Below are 12,351 nucleotides of genomic sequence, written 5' to 3'. Positions count from 1 at the left end.
ATTTCAACAATGAGTCGTCCGCTGTTTATTTCTCTGGACGGGCCCAAGGGAGTCGGCAAAACCACCCTGCTGGAGGCCATGACGAAAGTGCTCAGGGCAGATAACAAGAAGGTGATCCGACTTAGCGAGAAAAAAAGCGATCCTTACAGGGGGGAAACAATGGCCCTCGTGAACAGGCTCGCCAGACATCCCACCCTGGAATTGGAACGGGAAGTTTGTGAGCGCTTTGCTGATAGCCGTGCCTGGATTTCCGAGCATGTGCTGCCTAAACAGCCACCGGACAGCATTATCTTAATGGATCGCTGGTACCCGTCGGAAGCCGCGTTTCGCCGGAAGGTTCCATTTGCAGAGATCTTACAGCTTAATATTGAACGAAACGTGCGTACGCCAGACCTGCATATCGGGGTGGTTACTGCGCCTGACATTTCATGGGCCAGGGCCGCGGCCAGAACGCGTGGGCTTAGCAGTACTGTCATTCATAAACTGGAAGAGCATGTCGCTTGTAGCAGGGCGTTCGAGCGAGAAGTTGCGGCTCAGGGCTGGGTGTTATGCCGTAATGAAGGAATCATCGAAGACGCAACGATGCAGGTTATTTCTGAGATCTACAAAGTGCTTAAATGCCCGGCAGGCATCGGTTTTACGGGCTGAGCTTCTGCCGCATGTCGCCTGTTATTACAGCAACTTATTCCGTCACCCTCTGTTCGACTTTGCACATTTTCTTTGAGGAGCCCGACATGACCACCTTTCATCAACTCACCGCCACCAGTCTGGGTGGCCAGCTCATCTCTATGGCCGACTATGCAGGTAAGCTGGTTCTGGTGGTGAATACCGCCAGCCATTGTGGCTTCACGCCGCAATACGCAGGCCTTGAATCGCTCTACAAGAAGTTCGCCGCCCAGGGGCTGGTGGTGCTTGGTTTCCCCTGTAACCAGTTCGGTAATCAGGAACCCGGCGGTGCCGACGACATCGCGCAGACCTGCCACATCAACTATGGTGTGAGCTTCCCGATATTCGAAAAAGTGGAGGTCAACGGCCCGGCTACGCACCCGGTGTTTCGTTACCTGAAAGACGAATTACCCGGTGTGCTGGGTGGGCGGATCAAGTGGAACTTCACTAAGTTCCTGATCGGGCGTGACGGCAAACCCCTCAGGCGTTTTGCACCGATCACTACGCCGGAGAAAATGGAAGCCGTCATTCTTGCTGCACTTTAAATCTAGGCGTTCGTGTAATTCGAATCGTCCACATTCAGACAGCTTCTGACTAACTGATTATATCCGGATGCGGTTAACAACCGCTTTCGCCCTAAGCTGCCCATTCATATAAGCATGGCTGCGTTGTGCCAGGAGCTGACATTTCTAACTTTACGATGTACTTATCAATCGGGATGAGGTCAACCCATCTTGTAAGATGACCCGCACCAGTGCTTTCGGACTCACCTTAAATAGAATGCGGATGACTAAAATAGGCATGAACGCGGTATTATAACTTCCAGAGTAAAATATAAAGTAAGTGATGCTAAGGAAGCTATGATGAAGAGAGATGCATTATACAGCTACGCACGAGAACACTTTAAATCTGAACCGGAATATCTCTGGAGCAACCTGCCGGGCTACGCAGTACTCAGGCATCACGACGGAAAGAAATGGTTCGGTATCGTGATGAATGTATCTGGCACTAAGCTGGGTCTAAAGACGGAAGATCAGGTCGATGTACTAGAAGTGAAAGTCAGACCGGAGCACATCGGCTCATTGCGTAAAAAAAAGGGTATCTTTCCCGCTTACCACATGAACAAAGAGCACTGGATAAGCATACTTCTTTCCAGTCCGCTCTCTTCCAAAGAAATATACGAGCTGCTTGAAGATAGCCATGATCTAACAGCCTAATAAAATATATCAGGAAGGGTTCAATGAAAAAGCTGGGCTCACACCCAAAAGCATATACACCAAAGAATCTGCACAAAGTTATGACCGCTATGGTTAGTTGAATATAAAAGCGCTTATGTCTTCTGCGAGAGCTAATCTTCAGCTTTTCGCTCATAGCGGACCATTCATATCTGTATGTCTGCTTCGTGCCAGAAGCGGACATTGATGATTTCCCTACTTCAACATGAGTTAGCCGAACAGATACTATAGTGAATGGAGGCCCTGTCATAACCAGAGGTTAGTGTTGAACAGCACTTAATACGTATTTTAAATTCATTCAGGAAGGCAGTATTCGATTATGCAAAGTGAAAGTTTAATTCCACCCTGTTTTTGAGAGACATTATGAAAAGTAAATCGTCATATTGCGTTGGTGATTGCGAGGTCTTTAAAGTCCTTGAGCTTGAAGCCCCCCTGTCAACGAATATGCTATATCCGGATCAACAGCTGGACAGTAGTTCTCCTGAAAAAATCACCCTTTCCGTTCATAGCTGGATTTTACGTACGCCGAGCAAAACCATTATCATTGATACAGCCAGTGGAAATGGGCGTGAGCGCCCCGGATCCCCGCTTTCTCATCAATTAAATACGCCTTACGAGCATCGTTTACGCGAAACGGACATTGATCCTGATGAGGTTGATTTTGTTTTAATGACCCATTTACACGGCGACCATGTTGGCTGGAATACGCATCTGGTTGAAGGTAAGTGGAGGCCGTTATTCAAGAACGCACATTATTACTGTTCTGATATTGGTTTAAAAAGCTGGCAAAAAGATCCTTCAAGAAAAGGCATTTTAGAAGACAGCATAAATCCGATAATTGATGCAGGTTTACTTAAAACCTTCGATGTCACTGAAAAACCAACTATTGCTGAATTATTAAGCTATGTGCCAACGCCCGGTCATAGCCATGATCATGCTTCGATCATTCTGCACAGTGCTGGAGAATATGCATTATTTACCGGTGACCTTATGCACAACGAAATTCAGGTTAGCCAGCCACATCTGGCATCTCGCTTTTGTGCAGACGCTAATCAGGCAGAGGTTCAACGCCGCTGGGCTATGGAGTGGGCTACCAATCATCAGGCATTATGTTTTAGCTCACATTTCGCCAGTTCTTCGGCAGGCCACATCACCAGAATCAGAAATGGATTTGAATGGCGTTTTATCTGAGTTAGCCGCAGAGCGAGGTAGTCAGTATGTTGCATGCATCAATTGAACTCACAGCTCATAGCGGACTTTACCTTGTGCGCATATCTGAACTGTGCCAGGAACGAACGTTAATATCACAACAGAAAGTTAGCGTATGAGTACTTGTCACTGCACCTAAAAGTTTCAATTCCATTTATGAAGAAAATATCATACTTTTATCAATCACCTGGCACCGTCCAGTCGCTTAGCTACGGCACCGCCCATCGCTATGCTATTGATTAACAACCATGAGGTTGATCATGCAGCATCCCGTTAAATTTGGTCGTATAGCAGCCGTAATACCAGTAAAAAACATCAAAATCTCCAGTGAGTTCTACATCAATGGACTGAATTTCAATGATGTTTTTGCAAATGGAGACCCTGTGGGCTTCATGATATTAAAGCGTGAAGACGCTGAGCTACATTTGACTCTGCAGCCACAGCACAAAGCGCCTTCCTTTCCAGTCGCGCACCTTCTTGTAGATGACGCAAATGCACTTTATGCCCAATGTCAGGATATCGGTGCCAAAATAATCAAAGGCATACAAGATAAAGATTATGGCATTCGGGCATTTGTTTTCGCTGATCCGGATGGAAATCGAATAGACGTTGGACAGATTCTGAGGAAGTAATTAAGAGTAGTATTTACGCAAATCGGTCGCCAACAAATGGCGACCGAACTGACAGGGAAAGATGTAGCTTACTCTCCGCTGATTAAGACACGTTAATGCTATTAATACCTGTTGTTATTCATTACTTCCGCTGTTCGCTCTTTGCGGCCCGTTAGTTCAGTTAGCGTTGCATCGACTCGTTGAACTCACAGCGCGTTGCCGACCTGGGTTTCGTTCAGGCAGTAGGCGGCGGTATCAATCAGGCGATAACCCGTATTGATGGCATCAATAATGGCGCGCTGCATACGGCGGCATCCGTCATCTGAAAAACACCAAAGTCCAGCAGGGGCATGTCGATACCATTGTAAAATTTTACCGTTTGTATGAGGTTATCCTTCAGCTGTTGTGTCGGAAAAGCATAACTCAGAGTGATTTATTTGATTATAGTGGGTAATTCTCTGGGGTTTATTAGGTGAGCTCATTAATTTAGAGAAAGTGATGGTCGGCTTTGTGCTGCGGGTTAAAACCCGGCGAGAGGGCGGAGGGAACCGACTTCCTTTGTTACCCATTCTGATAACTTAATAGGTCGTCCGGGTGTGACAATATTTCGGTAATCATGAGTTTACGCCTTTATCTGACAGAGGTACTTTTGAGTTACCTGTTTTACCTGACAACTGTCCCGAACGCAGCGAGCCTGTGCGGTGTGGTGCGTCAAACTGACACACGAAAACACCGTCTCCATGGGGCCTGGTTTTAAACATCATCCACCACTACGGAAATTCAATATGCTTCAGTCTTCATCCGTTCGCTTCAGGGGGCGGTTATCCTCCGGGTTTGCATGGCACTCACTACTGCTGCCATTGTGGCCATCAGCGCAGGTTCCCCACTGGGCACCTTCCGTGAAATCATGTCCAGTCCGGGGTTATATATTGATCTCTTCTTCCTGCTACTCCTGATTTTTACCTTGGGGAATGTTGCCTGTGTTTTCGTTGACGGACGTCCCCTGAGCGGAGCAATTAACGGCCTCATACTCTGGATCGCTGCAGGTGCATTCGATGTGATGGATGAAATAGTCAGTCAACCGCGATGGGTGGGCTACTTCTGCGAAGATTTGTTAAAGCTGTCCGGAATGCTTCTCACCGTTATTAGCGTCTATTGCATCATCATGCGGATGAATTCACGTTTTTCCGTGGCGCAGACCAGCGCCCTGCATGATGAACTCACCCGGCTTCCGAATCGGCGTTATTTTGTGGAAACCCTCAGCAGCACGACCAGTACACAGCTGTCCATGATGATCATCGATATTGATTTTTTCAAGCACATCAATGACCGGTGGGGGCATGATGCCGGTGATGGTGTTTTGTCCAGATTCGGCGAACAGCTGGCGGGTATCAGTGGGCCTGCACTGAAAGTTTTCCGTATCGGTGGAGAGGAATTTGCGGTAATCGGCGAGGGGCTTTCCCGGTATGAGGTGATTCGCTATGCAGAATCCATCTGCAGGAATGCCCAGAACATCAGACTGGATGATGGTCAGGGTATCTCCGTCAGTATCGGGGTTGCTTTCCGGAAAGTTGGGGAAAGCCAGCAGTCGTTGTTGGGGAAAGCCAGCAGTCGTTAATGAAAAAAACCGACATGGCGCTCTACCGGGCAAAGGAAAACGGACGAAACAGAATTGAGTTGGCCGGCAATGAAAGGTCTGTATCTTAACCCTGTTCAGATATCCTCCTGACATTAAGGTAATTGCCGCCCTTTCGCAGCCTGTCAGTGTCAGTCGTAAAATAGACATGAATATAGTAATCGAAGAGTTTTGCATTAGATAAAAATGTGATTTACATCACAAGTAAACTCTCTATAATCGCCTAAAAATCAAGCTATTAAATTCGACGACAGGGATGAGATGTCACCCTGCCGTTTTTTTATGTGACACAGCGATTTATCGCTGATGTGCAGCGCCAGGCCACAGCACGGAGATATCGTTGCGGCCAGCGTGCAGGGGGAGTTTATGATCAAATGGCTTCTGCGGACGTCGAGACTGACGCTGCAGCCCATGACCCCTCCTGGTCGCCGATTCATGTCTAATGAGATGTATACGCGCGACTCACTCAATACGTTTAACGCCGAGCCGGCAAGGTCAAAAGACTCTGCAGCGCTGATCGGACCTTCTGCTCAGTGAGTCAGTCCGCTCCGTACCAGAACCGGACATGGCAAATGCCACGATGTTTCAATTAACCGGCACCAAATAAATAAGCAGGCTTTCACCCCCTTCGTTTTTCTCATTCACTCAGACATTAGTCAAAATAAGGTTTCAACACTTCTTCAGTCCACTTCATAAAAGCCCTGACTCTTTGCGAAAGATTGCGCCTGTGTGCGACAACGAAAGATGCATTAAGCGGCATGGGCCGCAGATTGGGAAGGATTTCGACCAATGTTCCACGTTGGATATGGGGCAGGAGTGCGGAATACCCTCCCTGAATTAACCCTAAACCCGCCAGTCCTGCTTCGTGGTAGGCCGGTACGCTGTTAACTGTCATCGTGCCGGGTAACATCAGCGACTTGTAGCCATCACCTGACGGATATTCCCATCCGTCAGGTTTCGCGCCAAAATTGCGCCTGTAATGAACCATCCTGTGCCCCTGATTAAGAAGATCATCAATCGTCTGCGGCACATCGAAGCGTTTCAGATAGCCAGGGCTCGCTGCATTGATCATCCGTAATTGTCCTAGCGGTCGGGCGATCAGGGTTTCATCAACAACAGGTCCCAGACGAATGACGCAATCAAATCCTTCCAATACCAAATCAACACGGCGGTCAGTACTCGAAAGCTCAAGTTCGAATTCCGGGTGCGCGTCCAGTAGTTTTGGGAGTGCGGGGATAATCACGCTTTCTGCCAGAATAGCAGGCATATCAACACGCAAACGCCCTCGCAGAGACAATCCGCCAGGTGAAAACATTGACTGCAGTTCGTCTGCTTCCGCCAGCAAGTCTCGCGCACGCGAATAAAAAATGCGGCCATCTTCGGTCAACTGCACCGTCCGGGTGGTGCGGTGCAAAAGTGTAGCGCCTACGTCCTGTTCGAGCTCGCGTACCACGATTGAAGCACGTCCTTTCTGAATACCAAGGCTTTCAGCTGCCTGGGTAAAACTCTTCATTTCCGCAACTCGCGCGAAAATAATCAGTGCCTCAAGATTTTTCATTGTTCCTCTTTAAGATAACAGTGCGTTAATTATTAGGTTATTTATGTCTACTGTAATGCTTAATAGACTGTCTTCACACCGCGTTATCCAGCGCAGACACTTGCTGAAGGCAATTATCATGACTCAACCCCTTTCAATCTGCCGATGCTTTCCCTGAAGAAATGTCATCAGGTGATCTTGAAACAGCACGCCTGTATGGCGCCGGAATAAATCACACCTAACAAAAGAGATAAAGAAATGAACAAAGGTTATTTAATCGCGCATGTCACTGTATCGGACGCTGTTGCCTACGCCGATTATGCTAAGGCTGCCGGAGAAGCAATGCAGGCGTTCAGTCCAAAGGTTATTGCCTGGTCCGGGCAGTATGAAAACCTTGAGGGGGAATCCCATGAAAGGCATGTTGTTTTTGAGTTTGCTTCTTTTGCCGAGGCCAAACGTTTTTATGAGAGTCCTCAATATCAGGCAGCCAAAGCAATACGTGCAGGGGCTGCGACCGGAACTTTTGTGCTGGTTGAAGGAGGCGCTTAATATTCGGCGTAATGCTTGATAGAAAAGTTAACGGCTTTGGCACGAAGGTCTGTCTGATGAAAGACCTTCGTGCCAGATATGATGCTCATTGGGCATCATGGGAATGTTATGAAAGGAAACCACTTCACTATTTACTGCCTGCTGTGAGCTACAACTCTGAGGGTATGACCACCAGGGTTTAAATCCAGGCTTACCGTTATCCTCGCGCCATTTCTATCATCTCTCTTTCAACACGAAATGCAGATGGCGTTCCTCGCGCAGCCCCAGGGGTTCAATGACGTTGACGGGGCGGCAGATGGGCACTATTTTTGAGCCTGGTTCACGAGTACCAGCAGCAAGGTTCAGGTACTGAACATGCATAAGCCAGGCAAATTTACTCAGGCACAGTGCCTGGGTATTTTTGTGATGATCAAACTTTCCGGGACTAATGTTGATGAGATTACGTTCGCTGCAAGTACTCTGTTTGCTCAACTTTTTTATCGCTGATGTCCGCGATGGACTCGGGCCGTTTTTAGGTATCTTTCTGGTGTCCCATCACTGGCGCGCAGAAGAAATTGGTCTGGTGATGACGGTGGGAGGGCTGGCCGGATTGTTAGCCACGTTCCCCGCAGGGATGATCGTCGATGCCACACGTTACAAACGTCTGTTAATTATTACTTCATCCTTGCTCATTACATTTAGCGCGCTGGCCCTCTGGTATTTCCCGACGTCCACCGTGGTGATTTTATCGCAAATCATTACCGGTATCGCGGCCGCTATCGTTGCCCCCGCCATTGCCGGCATAACCTTAGGCATCACCGGTCAGAAAGGCTTTTTGGTGCAGATGGGCCGCAATGAAGCCTTCAACCATAGCGGTAATATGGCGGTTGCCGTGCTGGCGGCCATCACCTGCTGGATCTGGGGCACCGGTTCCGTATTTTTACTGATGACCACGATGGCTGTATGCGCCGTGGTGTGCACATTAGCGATCAATAAAAACGATATAGACCATGATGTGGCGAGAGGGGTTGAAAAACACCAAGGTCCGGCTGTTTCTGTCTCGGTTCTGGCGTTGCTAAAGCGACCTGAACTGGCGGTAACCGGAGTGACTCTGCTCCTCTTCCACCTGGCGAATGCTGCACAACTGCCGATGTTAAGCATGAAGGTCGCTTCCTCTCCCTCGGGTTCTCTGTTCACGCCGGGTACCTATGCGGCCCTTACGGTCGCGATTTCTCAGGCGGTGATGATCCCCGTTGCATTGCTGACGGCCAGATATGCCTCAAAGTATGGCTACGCCAGACTTATCGGCATTGCGCTGATCGTATTACCTTTTCGCGCCGCGATTGCGTCTTTATGGAGCAATGAATTCGTTATATTCCCCGTTCAGGCGTTAGACGGTGTCGGTGCAGGTATTTTGGGCGTGGCCGTACCCGGACTTATTGCTTCGTTATTTAATGGCTCAGGGCATATCAACGCAGCGCTTGGACTCGTGATGTTACTCCAGGGGCTGGGCGCCTCATTCAGTCCGGCGCTGGCGGGTGCCATCGTAAGCCATTCGTCATGGAGCTTCGCCTATATGATTTTGGCGGTCATTGCGCTCTGTGCTCTTTTCATCTGGCTGATTTTTAGCAGGCACATTAGGGTTGTGACTTAATTACCAAATGGTCACTCGTTGTCAATTAAGGTTCATTAAGTTAAGCTGGAAAAATGACTAAAAATATCAATGTACACCCTCCAAGAGGGCCATCGGATCACAGCGTCCGCGATCAGATCGTGGACGCTGCGACAGAGCATTTCGGGCATTTTGGTTATGAGAAAACCACGGTGTCGGAACTGGCTAAATCAATAGGATTTTCAAAATCTTATATCTATAAATTTTTCGATTCCAAGCAGGCGATCGGCGAGGTGATCTGCGCTAACCGGCTGGCGATGATCATGGAAATTGTCAATTCTGCGATTGCAGATGCCCCGTCGGCCTCCGAGAAATTACGGCGTTTATTCCGCGCCCTGACTGAAGCCGGCAGTGATTTGTTTTTTCACGATCGCAAGCTTTATGACATTGCTGCCGTCGCTGCGCGGGATAAGTGGCCTTCGGCGGAGGCGTATGAAAAGCGGTTGCGACTCCTGGTTGAGCACATCATTGTTGAAGGGCGGCAGTCGGGAGAATTTGAACGAAAAACGCCGCTGGACGAGGCCGCACATGCCCTGTATCTGGTGATGCGCCCCTATATCAGCCCGATTCAGTTGCAGCACAATCTGGACACGGCACCGGCTGCGGCGACTCTTCTGTCCTCACTGATACTGAGAAGTCTGTCACCCTGAGTTTGTGACCATTGACATTATTGGTCACTAGTCTGAGAATGCGGTTACTCTCCTGTTAACTGATTTAAGGGAACCCATGCTCAGGCTTAATCCTGCCATCTTTGCTGTCTGCCTGTTGCCGCTTGCCCTTGTGGCCTGCGGCGACACTTCCGGTACTGACGATCCCCGCACACAGCCACCTCTGGTCAGGTCTGCGACCGTGGTGAGTGCTGCAGATACCTCCCGCGCATTTACCGGCGTTGTCGTCGCCCGGGTCCAAAGCGATCTCGGTTTCAGAGTGCAGGGCAAAATCCTTGAGCGCCTGGTCGATACCGGCCAGACGGTGATACGTGGTCAGCCATTGATGCGTCTGGATCCGGTTGACCTGGGCCTGCAGGCGCAGGCTCAACAACAGGCCGTTGCTGCGGAAAGGGCGCGGGCAAAACAAACGACAGTTGAAGAGGCGCGTTACCGCGGGCTGATCGCGTCAGGCGCCGTGTCGGCATCGGCCTACGATCAGATAAAGGCCGCCGCCGACACGGCCAAAGCTGACCTCAGTGCGGCTCAGGCACAGGCCAACGTGGCGCAAAACGCGACGGGCTACGCCGTGCTGCTGGCCGACGCCGACGGCGTGGTGATGGATACGCTGGCTGAACCCGGTCAGGTTGTCAGTGCCGGTCAGCCGGTCGTCCGGCTGGCAAGAGCAGGGCAGCGGGAGGCCACCGTACAGTTACCTGAAACGTTACGTCCGGCTGCCGGAAGCGACGCGCAGGCAACGTTGTACGGCACCGCTCAACAGTCAGTTCCTGCAAAACTGCGCCTCCTTTCAGATGCGGCGGATCCACTAACCCGCACCTTTGAGGCGAGATATGTGCTTGAGGGGGCGCTGGCCAATGCCCCGCTGGGATCCACCGTGACGCTTCATATTGCAGACGAGAAATCACCGGCGCAGGTGATGCAGGTGCCTTTAGCTGCACTTTATGATCCGGGCAAAGGGCCGGGTGTCTGGGAGATTTCGGGTAAACCGGCCAGGGTGTCATGGCGGCCCGTACAGGTGCTGGGATTGGGTGAAGATGCGGCGAGGGTCACCGGGAGCTTAACGCCGGGTGAACAGGTGGTCGCTCTGGGCGCGCATCTGCTGCATGAAGGTGAGGCCGTGCGCATGGCTGAACAGCGCGACGCTCGCGTCGCCGGGAGCCAGCCATGAGCGGGGGGAGATTCAATCTTTCAGCGCTCGCCGTGCGTGAGCGCTCAATCACACTGTTCCTGATTATCCTGATCACCGTGGCCGGTATCCTTTCATTTTTCGAACTGGGGCGGGCTGAAGACCCGCCGTTTACCGTCAAACAGATGACGATTATTTCTGCCTGGCCGGGCGCCACCGCGCAGGAGATGCAGGATCAGGTGGCTGAACCGCTGGAAAAGCGGATGCAGGAGCTGAAGTGGTATGACCGCACTGAGACGTATACGCGTCCCGGCCTGGCTTTTACCATGCTTTCGCTGCAGGACCGCACGCCGCCTTCACAGGTGCAGGAAGAATTTTATCAGGCGCGTAAGAAGCTGGGGGATGAGGCCAAAAATCTGCCGGCAGGCGTCATCGGACCGATGGTCAATGATGAATTCTCCGACGTGACCTTCGCGCTCTTTGCGCTCAAGGCGAAAGGGGAGCCACAGCGACTGCTGGTGCGCGATGCGGAATCATTGCGTCAGCGTCTTTTGCATGTGCCGGGGGTTAAAAAGGTCAATATTATTGGCGAACAGGCTGAACGTATTTTTGTCTCGTTCTCGCATGACCGGCTGGCCACGCTGGGCATTTCGCCTCAGGATATTTTCTCCGCCCTTAACAGCCAGAACGTCCTGACGCCCGCCGGTTCGATTGATACCCAGGGGCCGCAGGTGTTTATCCGCCTTGATGGCGCTTTCGATAAGCTGGAGAAAATCCGCAAAACGCCCGTTGTCGTTCAGGGTAGAACCCTGCAGCTTTCTGATGTGGCAACCGTTGAGCGGGGCTATGAAGATCCGGCGACCTTTATGATCCGTAATCAGGGTGAACCGGCGCTGCTGCTGGGCATCGTGATGCGGGACGGCTGGAACGGTCTGGATCTGGGTAAGGCGCTGGATGCGGAAACGGCCAGCATCAATGAGGGGATGCCGCTGGGCATGACGCTGACCAAAGTCACGGATCAGTCAGTCAACATCAGCTCCGCCGTTGACGAGTTCATGATCAAATTCTTTGTCGCGCTGCTGGTGGTGATGGTGGTGTGCTTCGTCAGTATGGGCTGGCGCGTGGGTGTGGTGGTGGCCGCGGCGGTGCCACTGACGCTGGCGATCGTCTTTGTGGTGATGGAAGCTTCCGGCAAAAACTTTGACCGCATTACTCTGGGCTCACTGATCCTGGCGCTCGGGTTGCTGGTGGATGATGCCATCATCGCCATCGAAATGATGGTGGTGAAAATGGAGGAGGGCTACGACCGCATCAAAGCCTCGGCCTATGCCTGGAGCCACACGGCGGCGCCGATGCTGGCGGGCACGCTGGTCACCGCCGTCGGTTTCATGCCCAACGGGTTTGCGCAGTCCACCGCCGGCGAATACACCAGCAACATGTTCTGGATTGTCGGTATCGCCCTG

At 51.0% G+C, this 12,351-nt stretch carries 12 protein-coding genes and 1 pseudogene; 11 read left to right on the top strand and 2 right to left on the bottom strand.

Annotated features, from left to right (window positions below):
• Nucleotides 1–9: 9 nt before the first annotated feature.
• From ED901_RS08155 to ED901_RS08135, 5 genes are all read left to right on the top strand, one after another.
• Nucleotides 10–648 carry a dTMP kinase gene (locus tag ED901_RS08155; RefSeq protein ID WP_122095643.1) on the top strand — a complete coding sequence of 213 codons (639 nt, stop codon included), beginning with the start codon at nucleotides 10–12 and terminating at the stop codon, nucleotides 646–648.
• An 86-nt stretch (nucleotides 649–734) separates the two neighbouring features.
• A complete protein-coding gene (locus ED901_RS08150; protein ID WP_122095560.1) occupies nucleotides 735–1,211 on the top strand; it encodes a glutathione peroxidase in 477 nt (158 codons plus the stop codon).
• 318 nt (nucleotides 1,212–1,529) lie between these two features.
• The gene (locus ED901_RS08145; protein ID WP_122095559.1) at nucleotides 1,530–1,883 is read left to right on the top strand and encodes an MmcQ/YjbR family DNA-binding protein; all 354 of its coding nucleotides are present in this window, start codon (nucleotides 1,530–1,532) and stop codon (nucleotides 1,881–1,883) included.
• A gap of 381 nt (nucleotides 1,884–2,264) precedes the next feature.
• Complete coding sequence (locus ED901_RS08140; RefSeq protein ID WP_122095558.1) at nucleotides 2,265–3,092, top strand: MBL fold metallo-hydrolase; 828 nt, start codon at nucleotides 2,265–2,267, stop codon at nucleotides 3,090–3,092.
• 278 nt (nucleotides 3,093–3,370) lie between these two features.
• The gene (locus tag ED901_RS08135; RefSeq protein WP_122095557.1) at nucleotides 3,371–3,742 is read left to right on the top strand and encodes a VOC family protein; all 372 of its coding nucleotides are present in this window, start codon (nucleotides 3,371–3,373) and stop codon (nucleotides 3,740–3,742) included.
• 188 nt (nucleotides 3,743–3,930) lie between these two features.
• Here the strand turns inward: ED901_RS08135 and ED901_RS08130 are convergent.
• A pseudogene (locus ED901_RS08130) lies at nucleotides 3,931–4,106 on the bottom strand (aldo/keto reductase); the annotation flags it as partial.
• 453 nt (nucleotides 4,107–4,559) lie between these two features.
• On the opposite strand from ED901_RS08130, the gene ED901_RS08125 reads away from it, so the two are divergent.
• The gene (locus ED901_RS08125) at nucleotides 4,560–5,339 is read left to right on the top strand and encodes a GGDEF domain-containing protein (protein WP_240993887.1); all 780 of its coding nucleotides are present in this window, start codon (nucleotides 4,560–4,562) and stop codon (nucleotides 5,337–5,339) included.
• A gap of 670 nt (nucleotides 5,340–6,009) precedes the next feature.
• Here the strand turns inward: ED901_RS08125 and ED901_RS08115 are convergent.
• The gene (locus ED901_RS08115; RefSeq protein WP_122095554.1) at nucleotides 6,010–6,915 is read right to left on the bottom strand and encodes a LysR family transcriptional regulator; all 906 of its coding nucleotides are present in this window, start codon (nucleotides 6,913–6,915) and stop codon (nucleotides 6,010–6,012) included.
• Between the two features lie 237 nt (nucleotides 6,916–7,152).
• On the opposite strand from ED901_RS08115, the gene ED901_RS08105 reads away from it, so the two are divergent.
• The 5 genes from ED901_RS08105 to ED901_RS08085 all read left to right on the top strand — a co-directional run.
• Nucleotides 7,153–7,443 (top strand): DUF1330 domain-containing protein, encoded by a 291-nt coding sequence (locus tag ED901_RS08105; protein ID WP_122095553.1) that lies wholly within the window; start codon nucleotides 7,153–7,155, stop codon nucleotides 7,441–7,443.
• 433 nt (nucleotides 7,444–7,876) lie between these two features.
• Nucleotides 7,877–9,076 (top strand): MFS transporter, encoded by a 1,200-nt coding sequence (locus ED901_RS08100; protein WP_122095552.1) that lies wholly within the window; start codon nucleotides 7,877–7,879, stop codon nucleotides 9,074–9,076.
• 53 nt (nucleotides 9,077–9,129) lie between these two features.
• Nucleotides 9,130–9,744: a TetR/AcrR family transcriptional regulator gene (locus ED901_RS08095; RefSeq protein WP_056780951.1), complete on the top strand. Its 615-nt coding sequence runs from the start codon at nucleotides 9,130–9,132 to the stop codon at nucleotides 9,742–9,744.
• A 76-nt stretch (nucleotides 9,745–9,820) separates the two neighbouring features.
• Complete coding sequence (locus tag ED901_RS08090) at nucleotides 9,821–10,930, top strand: efflux RND transporter periplasmic adaptor subunit (RefSeq protein ID WP_122095551.1); 1,110 nt, start codon at nucleotides 9,821–9,823, stop codon at nucleotides 10,928–10,930.
• The coding region (locus tag ED901_RS08085; RefSeq protein WP_162997828.1) for an efflux RND transporter permease subunit at nucleotides 10,927–12,351 on the top strand (1,425 nt) is incomplete at its 3' end. The genes ED901_RS08090 and ED901_RS08085, both read left to right, overlap by 4 nt.

Source organism: Rahnella sp. Larv3_ips, from assembly GCF_003697865.1.
GTDB lineage: Bacteria > Pseudomonadota > Gammaproteobacteria > Enterobacterales > Enterobacteriaceae > Rahnella > Rahnella rivi.
Note: the sequence above shows the minus strand (reverse complement) of the source record. Positions and strands in the feature narration are given on the sequence as shown.